The following is a 15,249-nucleotide window of genomic DNA, read 5'->3' on the forward strand; positions in this document are numbered from 1 at the left end:
GGGGTGGCGGGTGGGGCGGGGGTCAGCTGAAGTGCATGACGCCGTCGTCGACGGTGCGGTGGCGCAGCGTCACCAGGTCGTGGACGTAACTCATGCCGAGTTGCCAGGGGGCGCGCGAGCCCGAGTGGGGGAACTGGTCGATGGAGCGCTGCACGTAGCCGGCCTCGAAGTCGAGCAGCGGCCGCGTCGTGATCGTCGGGTCGTCGTTCTCGGGGACACACACCGTCTCGCCGCGGCCGTCCATGCGGGCGAGCAGGCGGCAGAAGTACTCGGCAACGAGGTCGGCCTTCAGCGTCCAGGAGGCGTTGGTGTAGCCGATGGTGAACACGAAGTTGGGGATGCCGCTGAGCATCATTCCCTTGTACGCCAGGGTTTCCGGAAGTGACACCGGTGTGCCGTCGACGAGGAGTTGGGCGCCGCCGAAGATCAGCAGGTTCAGGCCGGTCGCGGTGACGATCACGTCGGCGTCGAGTTGGGTTCCCGACTCCAGGGCGAGTCCGGTCTCGGTGAACGTGGAGATACGGTCGGTGACGATCGATGCGGTGCCGTGCCGAATCGAGCGGAACAGGTCGCCGTCGGGGACGAGGCACAGGCGCTGGTCCCACGGGTTGTACCGCGGCGTCAAGTGGGTGTCGATGTCGTAGCCCGCGGGGAGTTGCCGCTCCTGGGCCTTGCGGAGGAACTTCTTGACCAGTCGTGGCTTCCGCTGGCTGAGCTGGTAGACCAGGATCGAGATCGCGACGTTCTTCCACCGTGAGATGGGGTACGCGATCCGATCGCCGACGAGCCGGCGGAGGGTGTTGTTGATCGGATCCTTCGCAGGGAGGGAGGCGATGTAGGTGGGGGAGCGCTGCAGCATCGTCACGTGCTCGGCGTCGCCTGCCATCGCGGGGACGAGTGTGACGGCGGTGGCGCCGCTGCCGATCACCACGACCTTCTTGCCGGCGTAGTCGAGGTCGACGGGCCAGTGCTGCGGGTGCACGATCCGGCCACGGAAGCGTTCGGTGCCTTCGAATTTCGGGGTGAACCCCTCGTCGTAGCGGTAGTAGCCGGTGCACGAGTACAGGAATCGGGCGGTGAGCGTCACCTCGCGGCCGGCGTGCTCCGCGGTGACGGTCCACACGCGGTCGGTGGACGACCAGTCGGCACGGATCATTCTGTGCCCGAATCGAATCCGTTGATCGATGCCGGACTCCGCCGCGGTGGCCCGCACGTACTCGAGGATCGCGGGACCGTCAGCGATGGACTTCTCGTCGGTCCACGGCCGGAAGCGGTAGCCGAGGGTCTGCATGTCGGAGTCGGAGCGGACGCCGGGATAGCGGAACAGATCCCAGGTGCCGCCGATGGAGTCGCGTGCCTCGAGGATCGTGAACGTCTTGCGGGGGAACGCATCCTGAAGGTGGCGGGCGGCACCGATACCCGAGAGTCCTGCACCGACGATGAGGACGTCGACGTCGGGGGTGATGCTCGTGCTCATGGTGACCCTCCGTGTTCAGGAGAACTGCGTGTGAATCAACGTAGCACTCAAAATTGGCCCGAAGAGCTCGAACGGCCCCCGGCTCGAGAGCCGAGGGCCGTTCAGACCGTGCATGGGAATCAGAGCTGCCCGAGGAGGTCAGCCGAGCTGGGAAACGACCCAGTCGATGCTCTTGGTCAGCTGGCTGATGTCGTCGGGATCGATCGCCGGGAACATGCCGATGCGCAGCTGGTTGCGGCCCAGCTTGCGGTAGGGCTCGGTGTCGACGATGCCGTTGGCGCGCAGGACCTTCGCGACCGCGGCGGCGTCGACGTTCTCTGCGAAGTCGATCGTGCCGACGACCTGCGAACGCAGCGCCGGATCCGTGACGAACGGGGTGGCGAACTCGGACGCCTCGGCCCACTCGTACAGCCGCGACGAGGAGTCCTTGGTGCGAGCGGTGGTCCACTCCAGGCCGCCGTTGCCGTTCATCCAGGAGATCTGGTTCTCGAACATCAGCAGGGTGGCCAGCGCCGGGGTGTTGTACGTCTGGTCCTTGGTGGAGTTGTCGACCGCGATAGGTAGCGACAGGAACTCCGGCGTCCACCGACCCGAGTCCTTGATCTCCGCGACCCGCTCGAGCGCCTTGGGGCTCATCAGCGCGATCCACAGGCCGCCGTCGGCCGCGAACGACTTCTGCGGCGCGAAGTAGTAGACGTCGGCGTCCGTGATGTTGACGGGCAGGCCGCCCGCGCCCGACGTCGCGTCGATCGCGATCAGCGCGTTCTCCGACCCGGCAGGGCGGCTGACGGGCACCGCGACACCGGTCGAGGTCTCGTTGTGCGCCCAGCCGATGAGGTCGACGGTCGAGTCGGCGACGATTTCCGGCGCGCTGCCCGGATCGGACGAGACGACGATCGGGTCACCGATGAACGGGTTGCCCTTGGCGACCGATGCGAACTTCGACGAGAACTCGCCGTAGGTGAAGTGCTGCGAACGCTCGCGGATCAGACCGAACGCGGCGGCGTCCCAGAACGCGGTCGAGCCGCCGTTGCCGAGGACGACCTCGTAGCCCTCGGGCAGCGTGAACAGGTCACGCAGGCCGGAACGTACGCGACCGACGACGTCCTTGACCGGCTTCTGGCGGTGGCTGGTGCCGAACACGGACGCGCCCACGTCCACCAGGTGCTGCAGCTGTTCGGGACGAACCTTGGAGGGTCCGCAACCGAAACGGCCGTCGACGGGCTTGAGGTCGGCGGGGATGATCGGGGTGCTCATCGAGTGTCCTTCTGCGTTTGATGGTGACGAGGCGGGAGAGAGTTAGCGGGCGATCTTGTCCCAGCCGGCGACGGACTCGGGGGTCCGGGGCTCGGGTCCGGTGTAGATGGCTGCCGGGCGGACCAGCTTGCCGAGGCGCTTCTGCTCGAGGATGTGCGCACACCAGCCTGCGGTGCGGCCACAGGTGAACATCGCGGGCATCATCGCTGCCGGGACCTCGGCGAAGTCGAGGATGACCGCGGCCCAGAACTCGACGTTGGTCTCGATGGCGCGATCCGGGCGGCGCTCACGCAGCTCGGCGAGCGCGGCCTGCTCCAGTGCGGCCGCGACCTCGTAGCGCGGTGCGTTCAGGCGCTTGGCGGTGTTGCGCAGCACGCGGGCCCGGGGGTCCTCCGCGCGGTACACGCGGTGACCGAAGCCCATCAGCTTCTCCTTGCGGTCGAGGATTCCCTTGACCAGGGCGCGGGCGTCGCCGGTGCGCTCGGTCTCCTCGATCATCGGCAGCACGCGGGCAGGTGCGCCGCCGTGCAGCGGGCCGGACATGGCACCGACGGCGCCGGACAGCGACGCCGCGACGTCGGCGCCGGTGGAGGCGATGACGCGGGCGGTGAAGGTGGAGGCGTTCATGCCGTGTTCGGCGGCGGACACCCAGTAGGCGTCGATCGCGGCGACGTGCGCCGGGTCCGGGTCGCCCTTCCAGCGGATCATGAACCGCTCGGTGACGGTCTTCGCGGCGTCGATCTGCTTCTGCGGCACCGCAGGCTGGTAGATGCCGCGGGCGGACTGCGCGACGTAGGACAGGGCCATGACGGCGGCGCGGGCGAGGTTCTCGCGGGCGGTTTCGTCGTCGATGTCGAGGAGCGGCTCGAAGCCCCAGATCGGGGCGAGCATCGCGAGGCCGGCCTGGACGTCGACGCGGACGTCACCGGTGTGGATGGGGAGGGGGAAGGGCTCGGCGGGCGGCAGGCCCTGACCGAACTCGCCGTCGACGAGCAGTGCCCAGACGTCGCCGAAGGTCACGCCCTGTTCGACGAGATCCTCGATGTCCACGCCGCGGTAGCGCAGCGCGCCGCCGTCCTTGTCGGGTTCGGCGATGTCACTCGTGAAGGCGACAACGCCCTCGAGTCCGCTGACGAATCCTTCGGGTACTGCCGCGCTCGGTGCCATTCTCGTGGACTCTCCTCATCCGAGTGCCGCCGGTCCGGGCCGCACTAGCCGATTCGTCGGTTGCACGTGATCGGGATGCGGGCACGTGTCAGCCGCGGTCACTCGAACTCTATCCCGTTCGGCGTCGCCGGTGAGCAGGGCATACCCGGGAGTAACGTGTTCGGCTGTGCCGTCAGATGCCGAAGTGCCCGCCGACCAGCGTTCGGCCGATCCCGTCGACCTGTCCGCGATGCGGGTGGCATATGCGACACAGGAGTCGAATTCTCCTGCGCCGGAACTGAACCTGGATGTCGCGACCGTCGCGGACGGCTGGTTCGTGCTGCTGCAGCGGTGGATCGACCAGGCCAGAGCCGCCGGGACGTCGGAACCCAATGCGATGGTCCTCGCGACCGTGGACGCCGACGGCAGGCCCGCCTCGCGAACGGTGCTGTGCAAGGGGCTTTCGGAGGAGGGGTTGGTCTTCTACACGAACCACGGCTCGAACAAGGGGCGTCAGCTGGAACGGTTCCCGTACGCGTCGGCGACGTTCGCGTGGACGGCGTTCGCCCACCAGGTGACCGTGCGTGGTGAGGTGTCGAGGGTTCCGGACGAGGTGACGGACGCGTACTGGCGGACGCGGCCGCGTGGATCGCAGCTCGGGGCGTGGGCGTCGGATCAATCGGAGCCGATCGAGTCCCGGTCCGCGCTGGACGCCCGCCTGGTGGAGGTCACGGAACGATTCGCCGATCTCGAGGAGGTGCCACGACTGCCGGGGTGGGGTGGTTTTCTGCTCCGGCCGAGCACCGTGGAGTTCTGGCAGGGGCGCGCGAACCGTATGCACAACCGGGTGATCGTGACGCGTGGTGAGGCCGGATGGTCGGCGCAGCGGCTGCAGCCGTGACTGGTAGAACTCTTTAGTGACTCGAACGAGACGGGAATCGTCGCAGCCCGCGACCGTGCGCAGGCGACGCCTGCTCGCCGACGTCACGCCGCTGCGCGAGCCGCACTATCGACGCCTGTGGACGGCGGGCATCGTCACCGTGATCGGTGCCCAACTCAGCGTCGTCGCGGTACCCCAGCAGATCTACGAGATCACCCGCAGCTCCGCCTACGTCGGCCTCACCGGGGTCTTCGGCCTCGTGCCGCTCGTCGTGTTCGGGCTCTGGGGCGGCGCGCTCGCCGATGTGATGGACCGGCGCAGGCTGCTCACGATCACCACGCTCGGCATGATCGCGACCTCGGTGCTGTTCTGGATCCAGGCCGCACTCGGCATGACCAACGTGTGGCTGGTCCTGGGATTGTTCTCGTTGCAGCAGGCGTTCTTCGCGGTCAATCAGCCGACGCGGGCGGCGATCATCCCGAGGCTCGTCCCCGGTGACCAGTTGCCCGCCGCGAACTCCCTGAACATGACGGTCGTGCAGTTCGGCGCGATCGCCGGACCTCTGCTCGCGGGGGTGCTGATCCCGTCGATCGGGCTGGCGAGCCTGTATCTGATCGACTCGATCGCGTTGCTCGCGACGCTGTGGGCCGTGGTCCGGCTCCCTCCGATACCGCCGACCGGCCCGACGACCAGAGCCGGCCTCCGATCGGTGCTCGACGGGTTCGCATACCTGTCCACCCAGAAGGTGCTGCTCGCGTCGTTCGTGGTCGACATCATCGCGATGGTGTTCGGCATGAGCCGGGCGCTGTTCCCGGAGATCGCGCACGAGACGTTCGGTGATCCCGCGTCCGGCGGCACCGCACTCGGACTGCTGTTCGCCGCGATGTCCGCGGGCGCGGTGATCGGCGGCGTGTTCTCGGGTTGGTTGCCGCGTGTGCGACGTCAGGGTCTCGCCGTCGTCGTGTGCATCGTGCTGTGGGGCCTGGCGATGGTCGGCTTCGGTGTCGCGGTCGGGTTCGCGGATCCGGACTCCGGACCAGTGTTGCTGTGGGTGGCGCTCGGATTCCTCGCGTTCGGTGGTGCCGTCGACATGGTGTCCGCGGCGTTCCGGTCGACGATGCTGCAGCAGGTCGCTCCCGACGACATGCGGGGCCGACTGCAGGGCGTGTTCATCGTGGTCGTCGCGGGCGGCCCACGGATCGGTGACGTGCTGCACGGCCTCGCCGCCTACGCGTTCGGTACCGCCGTCGCCGCGGCGGGCGGCGGAGTGCTCGTGGTCGTCGGTGTCGGGCTCGCGTGCCTGGCGTTCCCGATGTTCCTGCGGTACCGGGTGGGCCGGGGCTGACGACCACCTCGTTGACGACTCCGTCCCGCCGCACAGAAAGGCTTGCGCTGGCGTGAGGGTCGGGGACACTGGTCGGCATGCGTGTGCCCGTGTACGAGATCGAGTTCGGTGACCATCGAGCGGAAGTGGTGTCGCGCGGTGCGGGACTGCGCTCGCTCACGAAGTCGGGGCGCGCACTCACGGAGCCGTGGCCTGCCGGCGCGGAACAGGGAAGTCCGCCGCTGTCCGCGGGACTCGTGCTGGCTCCGTGGCCCAATCGGATCCGGGACGGCAAGTTCTGGTTCGACGGTGTCGACCATCAGCTCGCGCTCACCGAACCCGAGCGGGACAACGCCATCCACGGCCTGGTTCGCCGCGACGACTGGCAACTGGTCGACCACTCCGCGCATCGTGTCGTGCAGACCATCCGCGTCGGCCTGCACAAGGGCTGGCCGTACCCGCTGCAGCTGACGGTGACCCACGAGCTGGGGCCGGACGGCCTGACCGTCACGCACACCGCGGTCAACATCGGCGCGACCCCCGCGCCGTTCGGGCTCGGAGTCCACACGTTCCTGCGGGTCGGAGACGTCCCCCTCGACGAGTGCACGCTGCGCCTGACCGCGGGCACCTGGCTCCCGCTCGACCCCGAGCGGATGCTGCCGCAGGGCCCGTCGAAGGCCGTCGAGGGCACCGAGTTCGACTTCACCTCGCCGCGCAGTCTTGACGGTGTGCTACTCGACGCTCCGTTCAGCTCGATCGTCCCCGACCACGACGGGCGCGCGCGGCACGAGCTGCGAGCCCCGGACGGGAGCGGGACGGTGCTGTGGACGGACCGGGCCTTCGGGTGGCTGCAGGTGTTCACCGCGGACCCGGCGCAGGGGCAGGGCTACCCGGATCGGGGACGGGCGCTCGCCGTGGAACCGATGACCTGTCCGCCGGACGCATTCAACTCCGGAATCGACGAGATCGTGCTAGCGCCGGGAGCGGACTGGTCGGGCCGCTGGGGTGTCACGGCCGTGTGACCCTGGACCGAGGAAGCGATGTAATCGCCAGGTCAGCGGATTTCGTTACGGTACGAACCGGCGAAAACGGCGACCCGCCCTGGGCGGCTGTGGGCGACTGCGACTAGGTTCTTCTAACGACTGACTTTTGCAACTCGCAAAGCCTCGAGTTTGAGAGGGATCCTCCGTGCCCGCTGTCGATGACACCACGCCCACACTCAGCTACCCGGGTGGCGCACACTCGATGTCGATTGCCAAAGCAACCGAAGGCAACGACGGTATCGAGCTGGGTAAGCTCCTTTCCGCGACGGGGTACACCACCCTCGATCCCGGATTCGTCAACACCGCCTCCACCAAGTCGGCGATCACCTACATCGACGGCGACAAGGGCATCCTGCGTTACCGCGGATACCCGATCGAGCAGCTGGCGGAGAACTCCACGTTCATCGAGGTCAGCTACCTGCTGATCTACGGTGAGCTCCCGACCACCGACGAGCTGGCGGCGTTCACCACCCGCATTCAGCGGCACACGCTGCTGCACGAGGACCTCAAGCGGTTCTTCGACGGCTTCCCGCGTAACGCGCACCCGATGCCGGTGCTGTCCTCCGCGGTGAACGCCCTGTCGGCGTACTACCAGGACTCGCTCGACCCGGACGATCCGGAGCAGGTGGAGCTGTCCACCACGCGTCTGCTCGCGAAGATGCCGACGATCGCGGCCTACGCGTACAAGAAGTCCGTCGGGCAGCCGTTCCTGTACCCGGACAACTCCCTGTCTCTCGTGGAGAACTTCCTGCGTATGACGTTCGGCTTCCCGGCCGAGCCGTACGAGGTCGATCCCGAGATCGCCAAGGCCCTCGACATGCTGCTGATCCTGCACGCCGACCACGAGCAGAACTGCTCGACGTCGACGGTCCGGATGGTCGGCTCGTCGGACGCCAACCTGTTCACGTCGGTGTCCGCGGGCATCAACGCCCTGTGGGGTCCGCTGCACGGCGGCGCCAACCAGGCCGTGCTCGAGATGCTCGACGAGATCAAGGCGAGCGGCGGCGACGTCAAGGAGTTCGTCCGCAAGGTCAAGAACAAGGAAGACGGCGTGAAGCTCATGGGCTTCGGGCACCGCGTCTACCGCAACTACGATCCGCGCGCCGCGCTGGTCAAGAAGGCGGCGGACACGATCCTCTCGAAGCTCGGCGGCGACGACGAGCTGCTCGACATCGCGAAGGCGCTGGAAGAGGCCGCGCTGACCGACGAGTACTTCATCGAGCGCAAGCTGTACCCGAACGTCGACTTCTACACGGGTCTGATCTACCGCGCGATGGGATTCCCGACGCGCATGTTCACCGTCCTGTTCGCGATGGGCCGGCTGCCCGGCTGGATCGCGCACTGGCGCGAGATGCACGAGGATCCGGCCACCAAGATCGGCCGTCCGCGTCAGATCTACACCGGCTACACCGAGCGCAACTTCGTCGACCTGGGAAGCAGGTAGTCACTCATGAGCAACGCACCCGAGATCGAGCCCTGGGACGGTCCGGCCCCCACCGAACTGGTGGCCGAGGACATCACCGTCGGTGACGGTGCCGAGGCGACACCCGGTTCGAAGGTCGAGGTGAACTACCACGGCGTCGAGCTCGAGAGCGGCGAGGTGTTCGATTCCTCGTTCCTGCGTGGCGAATCCATCACCTTCCCGCTCGCCGGTCTGATCGCCGGTTGGCAGGAGGGCATCCCCGGCATGAAGGTCGGCGGACGCCGCAAGCTGGTCATCCCGCCGGAGCTGGCCTACGGCCCCGCGGGCTCGGGTCACCAGCTGTCCGGGAAGACGCTGATCTTCGTCATCGACCTGCTCGATGTCGTGGTCCCGCCGCCGGTCCCCGAGGTGGAGCCGGCCACGGGTCCCGCGCCGACCGAGCTCGTGATCGAGGACATCACCGTCGGTGACGGCGCGGAGGCGCAGCCCGGTGGCGTCGTGGACGTGCACTACCACGGTGTCGAGTTCGACACGAACGCCGTGTTCGACTCCTCGTTCCAGCGGGGCGACTCGGTGAAGTTCCCGCTTCCCCGGCTGATTCCCGGTTGGCAGGAGGGCATCCCCGGCATGAAGGTCGGCGGACGCCGCAAGCTGACGGTGCCGCCGGAGCTGGCGTACGGCGCCGCAGGTTCCGGGCATCCGCTCGGTGGCAAGACGCTGGTCTTCATCATCGACCTGCTCGGCACCAACTAGAGATTCCCGACCGAGGGCCCGCATCGCACGCGATGCGGGCCCTCGGTCGTCCGGGGAGGTGTCGGGCGGGTGCCGCGTCAGGACCGGGCCGGGAACTCGAACACCAGTCGTGTGCCCCCGAGGTTGCTGTCCTCGAACCAGGCACGGCCACCGTGCAATTGGGCCTGCTGCTCGACGAGGGAGAGACCGAGACCCGAGCCGCCCGCTGCGGCGTGGGAGCCCCGCCGGAACCGCTCGAAGACCACCTCACGTTCGGCTTCCGGGATGCCACACCCGTTGTCGTCCACCGTGAGCCGGACGGTGCCGTCCGTCCGCCGCTGCACGGCGAGCACGATCTCCGTTGCACCGCCGTGCCGCACCGCGTTCGATGTCGCGTTGTCCACCGCCAGGCGCATGCCCGCGGGCAGACCGAGGATCACCAGCGACGGTTCGGCTTCGACACGCACCCGCAGATTCGGGTGCTGACGCTGCGCGTCGTGCGCTGCCGCGTCGCACAATTCGGCCAGATCCGTCGCGACGTGGTCGCTGTCGCTGGACAGTTCGCCGGACGCGAGCCGTTCGAGCGCGGACAGAGTGGACTCGACACGGCCCTGGGTTCGCGCCAGGTCGGCGAGGATCTCGGCCCGCTGCGTCGCGTCGAGTTCGAGTGTGGACAGCACCTCGATGTCGGTACGCATCGCGGTCAGCGGGGTCCGTAGCTCATGTGCGGACGCCGCCGCGAAGTCGCGTGCCGTTTCCAGTGCCTGCTCGGTTCGCCCCTGTGCCTGAGCGATCCGGCCGAGCATCTTCTCGATGGCCAGCGCCAGTTCCTCCGCCTCCCGCACACCCGACACCTTGGCGGGTTGCGGTGCGTCACGGGCGATCTGGTGGGTGAGCCGCACGATCGGCCGCACGGCGCGGCCACCGAAGAACCAGCCGAGGACGGTGGCCGCGGCGACGGCGAACGCGCCCGCGATCAGCACCCACTTGCGCTGGTCGGTCGTGATGTCCCGGGCCTCCGACGCGGGAACCGCCAGCGACATCAGCATCGGGGAGTTCGGGATCGCGGCCGTGGAGACCCGGTAGTCGACGCCGTCGACGTCGACCGTGCTCGCGCCCGCCTCGGTGACGGGCAGTTTCGTCGGGGTGCTGGCGATGACGTCACCGGTTCCGGTGGATCGGATGGTGATCGCGAACGCGCCGCCGTCGCCGAAGGTCGGCAGGAACGATGCCGCGGTCGCGATGTTCGCCACCAGGACACTCGACGCGGTGTCGAGCCGGCGGTCCAACTGCGCCATGTTGTTCCGGGAGATCGCGAGCGAGACGAAGATGCCCAGCAGGACGACGATGACGGCGGCGCCGAGGGCTGCGGCCGCCGCGACACGCGCACGCAGCGAGTAGGAACGCCGCCGACTCACTACGCGAGCCTCAGGCCGGTTCGCGGAGCACGAAACCGACTCCGCGAACCGTGTGCAGGATGCGGGCATGGCCGTGCGCTTCGAGTTTGCGGCGCAGGTACCCGACGAAGACGTCCACGACATTGGTGTCCGCGACGAAGTCGTAACCCCACACCAGTTCCAGCAGTCGCTCCCGGCTCAGCACCACGCCGCTGTTGCGCACCAGGATCGCGAGAAGCTCGAATTCCCTTTTGGTGAGATCGATCTCGTTGCCGTCGAGGGTGGCCCGGCGGCCCGGGAGATCGAGAGTGAGGAGTCCGACGGTGACGCTGCCCGGAGGCTGCGGCGGCGCGGGGGCCGCGCGCCTGCGCAGCATCGCGTTGATCCGGGCGACGAGTTCGGCGAGCACGAACGGCTTCACCAGGTAGTCGTCGGCGCCGGCCTCGAGACCTGCCACCCGGTCGTCCACCGACGAGCGGGCGCTGAGAACGCAGATCGGGATGTCGTTGCCCATCGCGCGCAGCGCGGTCACCACGCTCGCGCCGTCGAGGACCGGCATGTTCATGTCCAGGACGACCGCGTCGGGGGAACGCTCGGCGACCATGGTCAGGGCCTGGGCACCGTTGGCCGCGGTAAGGATGGTGAACCCGGACAGGCGCAGCCCCCTGCGCAGGGACGAGAGCACGTCCTCGTCGTCGTCGACGACAAGGAGAGTGGCGGAAGCGGTGTCGGTCACCTGGCTATTGTGCCTGGACGCTGTCATCCGGCTTCGGGGCCGAGGAGTTTCGCGAGCGCGTCGAGGACCGCAGGGTCTTCGATAGTCGACGGCACCGTGTAGTCCTCCTGGTCGGCGATCTGCCGCATCGTCTTGCGGAGGATCTTGCCGGATCGCGTCTTCGGCAGCGCCTGTACGACGGTGACGTCGCGGAACGTGGCGACGGCACCGATCTGGTCCCGGACCATCGCGACCAGTTCGGTGCGCAGCACCTCGTGGTCGATGTCGGCACCCGCCTTGAGCACCACGTAACCGCTGGGTCGCTGTCCCTTGAGGTCGTCCTTGATGCCGACGACGGCGCATTCCGCGATCGCCGCATGCTGCGCGACGACGGCTTCCATCGAGCCCGTGGACAGCCGGTGACCTGCCACGTTGATGACGTCGTCGCTGCGGCCGAGCACGAACACGTACCCGTCCTCGTCGATGTACCCGGAATCGCCGGTGAGGTAGTTGCCGGGGAAGGTCGACAGGTACGACTTCACGTACCGGTCCTCGTCGCGCCACAGGCCGGCGAGGGTGCCGGGCGGCAGCGGCAACTTGATGACGATGTTGCCTTCGGTGCCCGCCGCGACTTCGGTGCCTGCGCCGTCGACGATCTGCACGCGGTAGCCGGGCACCGCCACCGTCGGTGAGCCTGCCTTGATCGGCATCGGCTCGAGACCGCGCAGGTTGGCGCAGATGGCCCACCCGGTTTCCGTCTGCCACCAGTGGTCGATCACGGGAACGCCGAGCTTCGCGGTCGCCCACTCGTAGGTGTCGGGGTCGAGTCGCTCACCGGCCGCGAACAGCGTGGTCAACGTCGAGGTGTCGTACTTCGCGAGTTCGGCTGCTTCCGGGTCGACCTTCCGGATGGCGCGGATTGCGGTGGGCGCGGTGAACAGTGCCCGCACCTTGTGCTGTTCGACGATGCGCCAGAAAGCGCCCGCATCGGGGGTGCCGACGGGCTTGCCTTCGTAGAGGACGGTCGTCGCTCCGACGAGCAGCGGGCCGTACACGATGTAGGAGTGCCCGACGACCCAGCCGACGTCGGACGCCGTCCACATCACCTGGCCCGGCCCGATGTCGTAGATGTTGCGCATGGACCAGGCCAGCGCGACCGCGTGTCCGCCGTTGTCACGGACCACGCCCTTCGGCTTCCCGGTGGTCCCGGACGTGTAGAGGATGTACAGCGGGTCCGTGGCCGCGACGGGTACGCAGTCTGCGGGCTCGGCGTCCGCGGTTGCGGCGTCCCAGTCGAGCCAGCCGTCGTGGTCGGCGGCGCTGCCGGGGATCTGCTCGCGGTCCTTCACGATGATCGTGCCGGGGGCGTTGTCGGTGAGGCCGAGGGCACGCTCGACGATCGGCAGGTATTCGATGGTGCGGCCCGGTTCGAGACCGCCGGACGCCGTGATCAGCGCAGCGGGCTGCGCGTCGTCGATGCGGGCGGCGAGCTCGGCGGCGGCGAACCCGCCGAACACGACGGAGTGCACGGCACCGATGCGGGCGCACGCGAGCATTGCGACAGCGGCCTCGGGGATCATCGGCATGTAGACGATGACCCGGTCACCCGCGGTGACGCCCTGCGCAGCGAGCGCGCCCGCGAACCGCGAGACCTCATCGAGCAGATCCGAGTATGTGTACGTGCGGGTGGTGCCGAGCATCGCGGAGTCGTAGATCAGCGCGGCCTGGTCGCCTCGCCCCGCCGCGACGTGCCGGTCGAGGGCGTTGAAGCAGGTGTTGACTCGCGCATCCGGGAACCAGCGGTACATCGGAGCTGCGGAGTCGTCGAGGGCTTTCGTCGGCGCGGTGATCCAGTCGACGGCGTCGGCAGCCTGCAGCCAGAATCGGTCCGGCTGCTCGATGCTTTCCCGAAAGGCGTTCGCGTAGGTGCCCTCGGCATGCTCGGCTGACGTCATCGACTGAGTCCTCTCGTTCCGGCGCGCAGCGCTTCTGCACGTTGTGACGTGCACGACAAACACCCTAGGTGATGGGCGTCACCACATGTCCCGTCCAGGCGTGGGCTGCGCCGGACGGCATCTGCTCGTCGGTGAACGGGTGCCGGTAGTCCCTGACTGGACGTCGCGGGCACGTGATCGCGGGTGCGTGAGGGGGAAGGGGCTCGCCCTCTAGGGTGGTGGCATGACGCTTCTCGCCGAGGATCTGCTGCTGCTCCTGCTGGACGACGAGACCGGGAAGCCCCTGGTCGAGGGATACGCGTTGCCTCGGGTGCTGGCCGGTTCGGTGCTGCTGGACCTGACACTCGACGGTGTCGTCGAGCCGTCCGACGGGACCGGCGAGGTGAAGAAGGGGCGCCTGGTGCTGCGGAACCGGACGGCGCCGCTGGATCCGATCCTGGCGCACGCGGTGGCGCAGCTGCGGGGGTCGAAGCCGATGAAGCCGGAGGCGGCGATCGAGAAGCTCGGGAAGAACCTCCGGGAGGCGGTGCTCGGCAGGATCGTCGAGCGGGGTTGGGTGCAGGAGTCGAAGGGCAAGGTGCTCGGGATCTTCCCGACGAAGACGTGGCCGTCCGTCGACGACACCCACGAGCGGGTGGTTCGCGCGAAGTTGCGGGCCGCGCTCGTCGACGGAGTGGCCCCGGATCCGGGTACCGCGGCACTGATTTCGCTGCTGACCGCCGTCGACGCCGCACCGAAGGTGTTTCCGGACGTGAAGAAGAAGGACATCCGCAAGCGAGCCAAGGAGATCGCGCACGGAGACTGGGCGGCAGCTGCGGTGCGGCACTCGGTGGAAGCAGTGAACGCGGCAGTCATCGCGGCGGTGGTCGTGCCCTCCGTTGCTGCGGGTGGTAGCTGACCGTCGGCCGGCTGGCTGTACTGACCGGGGACAGTGATCGAGGAAACGGTTGACCTTGTCGTAGCGGCAATGTTTACGGTCGCTTGTCATGACCATTTCAGTGATCGACACTGCCTCGGGCATGAGCCGAGTCCTGACGGCGGACGCGAAGGACCGCGCCGACCTCATCCGTGACCTGTGGGCTCCAATGGCCGGGATGTACCACTTCATCCCCGGCGGCGTGGACATGGCCACCGTGCACCAGCAGAACTTCGGCTTCCGTCCGGACTCCGCGATCGAGCAGGTCCGCGAAGGTCTGGAGTCCCTTGTCGCGGCCGATGCGTGGACCCGCGTCGAGAAGGCCCTCGAGGACGGCGTCGCAGCGTTGGCGTCTGCCGATCCTGGTGTGACGATCCCCGACCTGAACGTGCTGCTCGTCCTGGGGGATCCGACCAACAGGCATTTCGTCGACGAGGTGCAAGGGATGTCAGGGTTCGGCGGTATCAGCGGCTACATCGCCATCACCGTCTGGCCCAACTCGCGCGTCCTCGATCGCCTCGAGGCGATCGCGGTCCACGAACTGCACCACAACGTGCGCTATTCACCCGGCGGAATCGTGTGGGACCCACAGACAGTGATGGTCGGCGAGCACGTTGTGTCCGAAGGGCTCGCCGACGTTTTCGCGTCCGAACTGTACGGCGACGCCGGCTACACCCACTTCGTGCGCGATGAAACCCGCGCCGACGACCAGGTCCTGGCGAAGGTCGCCAGTGGCCTGGGCGTCACCGGAATGGCAGACTTCGCCGCCTGGGTGCTCGGCGACTCCAGCGCACAACTATTCGGTGCCGAGCCCGTCGGCCTGCCGACCGGGGCCGGCTATGCAGCCGGCGCTCGGCTTGTCCGCGCATACCTCGACGCCACGGGCACCTCGGCCGCCCGCAGCGTCCGCACTCCCGCGTCCGAGATCCTGCGCATCGCGCTGCCACTGCTGGGCCTGACCACAGACGCGGCACACTGAGAAGC

The 15,249-nt window shown here is 68.1% G+C and carries 13 protein-coding genes and 1 pseudogene; 8 read left to right on the top strand and 6 right to left on the bottom strand.

Annotated features, from left to right (window positions below; genetic code table 11):
• Positions 1–22: 22 nt before the first annotated feature.
• The 3 genes from RHCRD62_RS20595 to RHCRD62_RS20605 form a co-directional block, all read right to left on the bottom strand.
• The gene (locus RHCRD62_RS20595; RefSeq protein ID WP_157051008.1) at positions 23–1,477 is read right to left on the bottom strand and encodes a flavin-containing monooxygenase; all 1,455 of its coding nucleotides are present in this window, start codon (positions 1,475–1,477) and stop codon (positions 23–25) included.
• A 138-nt stretch (positions 1,478–1,615) separates the two neighbouring features.
• Positions 1,616–2,734 carry a phosphoserine transaminase gene (gene serC, locus RHCRD62_RS20600; RefSeq protein WP_050066589.1) on the bottom strand — a complete coding sequence of 373 codons (1,119 nt, stop codon included), beginning with the start codon at positions 2,732–2,734 and terminating at the stop codon, positions 1,616–1,618.
• 42 nt (positions 2,735–2,776) lie between these two features.
• Positions 2,777–3,901: a citrate synthase 2 gene (locus RHCRD62_RS20605; RefSeq protein ID WP_050066590.1), complete on the bottom strand. Its 1,125-nt coding sequence runs from the start codon at positions 3,899–3,901 to the stop codon at positions 2,777–2,779.
• 166 nt (positions 3,902–4,067) lie between these two features.
• On the opposite strand from RHCRD62_RS20605, the gene pdxH reads away from it, so the two are divergent.
• The 6 genes and pseudogenes from pdxH to RHCRD62_RS26510 all read left to right on the top strand — a co-directional run bounded on the left by pdxH (position 4,068) and on the right by RHCRD62_RS26510 (position 9,303).
• Positions 4,068–4,781, top strand: coding sequence for a pyridoxamine 5'-phosphate oxidase (gene pdxH, locus RHCRD62_RS20610; RefSeq protein ID WP_253277409.1), 714 nt, complete (start codon positions 4,068–4,070; stop codon positions 4,779–4,781).
• 55 nt (positions 4,782–4,836) lie between these two features.
• Positions 4,837–6,105, top strand: coding sequence for an MFS transporter (locus RHCRD62_RS20615; protein WP_050066591.1), 1,269 nt, complete (start codon positions 4,837–4,839; stop codon positions 6,103–6,105).
• 77 nt (positions 6,106–6,182) lie between these two features.
• Positions 6,183–7,106: an aldose 1-epimerase family protein gene (locus RHCRD62_RS20620; protein WP_050066592.1), complete on the top strand. Its 924-nt coding sequence runs from the start codon at positions 6,183–6,185 to the stop codon at positions 7,104–7,106.
• A gap of 166 nt (positions 7,107–7,272) precedes the next feature.
• Positions 7,273–8,571 (top strand): citrate synthase, encoded by a 1,299-nt coding sequence (locus RHCRD62_RS20625; RefSeq protein ID WP_084734396.1) that lies wholly within the window; start codon positions 7,273–7,275, stop codon positions 8,569–8,571.
• 6 nt (positions 8,572–8,577) lie between these two features.
• Positions 8,578–8,931, top strand: a pseudogene (locus tag RHCRD62_RS26505) (FKBP-type peptidyl-prolyl cis-trans isomerase); the annotation flags it as partial.
• A 3-nt stretch (positions 8,932–8,934) separates the two neighbouring features.
• A complete protein-coding gene (locus tag RHCRD62_RS26510; RefSeq protein WP_249353341.1) occupies positions 8,935–9,303 on the top strand; it encodes an FKBP-type peptidyl-prolyl cis-trans isomerase in 369 nt (122 codons plus the stop codon).
• 77 nt (positions 9,304–9,380) lie between these two features.
• Here the strand turns inward: RHCRD62_RS26510 and RHCRD62_RS20635 are convergent, their stop codons facing one another.
• Genes RHCRD62_RS20635 through RHCRD62_RS20645 form a run of 3 tightly spaced genes read right to left on the bottom strand, consistent with a single transcriptional unit; the run spans position 9,381 to position 13,349 of the window.
• Positions 9,381–10,700: a sensor histidine kinase gene (locus RHCRD62_RS20635; protein ID WP_050066594.1), complete on the bottom strand. Its 1,320-nt coding sequence runs from the start codon at positions 10,698–10,700 to the stop codon at positions 9,381–9,383.
• Positions 10,701–10,710: 10 nt separating this feature from the next.
• Positions 10,711–11,442: a response regulator transcription factor gene (locus RHCRD62_RS20640; protein ID WP_050066595.1), complete on the bottom strand. Its 732-nt coding sequence runs from the start codon at positions 11,440–11,442 to the stop codon at positions 10,711–10,713.
• Positions 11,439–13,349 (bottom strand): propionyl-CoA synthetase, encoded by a 1,911-nt coding sequence (locus RHCRD62_RS20645; RefSeq protein ID WP_050066596.1) that lies wholly within the window; start codon positions 13,347–13,349, stop codon positions 11,439–11,441. Before RHCRD62_RS20645 ends, RHCRD62_RS20640 begins: the two co-directional genes overlap by 4 nt.
• Before the next feature lie 223 nt (positions 13,350–13,572).
• Between RHCRD62_RS20645 and RHCRD62_RS20650 the strand changes: the two genes are divergently transcribed.
• Both RHCRD62_RS20650 and RHCRD62_RS20655 read left to right on the top strand, forming a co-directional pair.
• Positions 13,573–14,247: a GOLPH3/VPS74 family protein gene (locus RHCRD62_RS20650; RefSeq protein ID WP_050066597.1), complete on the top strand. Its 675-nt coding sequence runs from the start codon at positions 13,573–13,575 to the stop codon at positions 14,245–14,247.
• An 88-nt stretch (positions 14,248–14,335) separates the two neighbouring features.
• The gene (locus RHCRD62_RS20655) at positions 14,336–15,244 is read left to right on the top strand and encodes a DUF2268 domain-containing putative Zn-dependent protease (protein WP_050066598.1); all 909 of its coding nucleotides are present in this window, start codon (positions 14,336–14,338) and stop codon (positions 15,242–15,244) included.
• Positions 15,245–15,249: the final 5 nt, after the last annotated feature.

This window comes from Rhodococcus sp. RD6.2, assembly GCF_001040705.1.
Classification (GTDB): domain Bacteria; phylum Actinomycetota; class Actinomycetes; order Mycobacteriales; family Mycobacteriaceae; genus Rhodococcus_G.

Coding starts and splice junctions, on each gene's coding strand:
- RHCRD62_RS20595 (WP_157051008.1), bottom strand. CDS start 1,477: ATGAGCACGAGCATCACCCCCGACGTCGACGTCCTCATCGTCGGTGCA.
- serC (WP_050066589.1), bottom strand. CDS start 2,734: ATGAGCACCCCGATCATCCCCGCCGACCTCAAGCCCGTCGACGGCCGT.
- RHCRD62_RS20605 (WP_050066590.1), bottom strand. CDS start 3,901: ATGGCACCGAGCGCGGCAGTACCCGAAGGATTCGTCAGCGGACTCGAG.
- RHCRD62_RS20620 (WP_050066592.1), top strand. CDS start 6,183: ATGCGTGTGCCCGTGTACGAGATCGAGTTCGGTGACCATCGAGCGGAA.
- RHCRD62_RS20640 (WP_050066595.1), bottom strand. CDS start 11,442: ATGACAGCGTCCAGGCACAATAGCCAGGTGACCGACACCGCTTCCGCC.
- RHCRD62_RS20645 (WP_050066596.1), bottom strand. CDS start 13,349: ATGACGTCAGCCGAGCATGCCGAGGGCACCTACGCGAACGCCTTTCGG.
- RHCRD62_RS20650 (WP_050066597.1), top strand. CDS start 13,573: ATGACGCTTCTCGCCGAGGATCTGCTGCTGCTCCTGCTGGACGACGAG.
- RHCRD62_RS20655 (WP_050066598.1), top strand. CDS start 14,336: ATGACCATTTCAGTGATCGACACTGCCTCGGGCATGAGCCGAGTCCTG.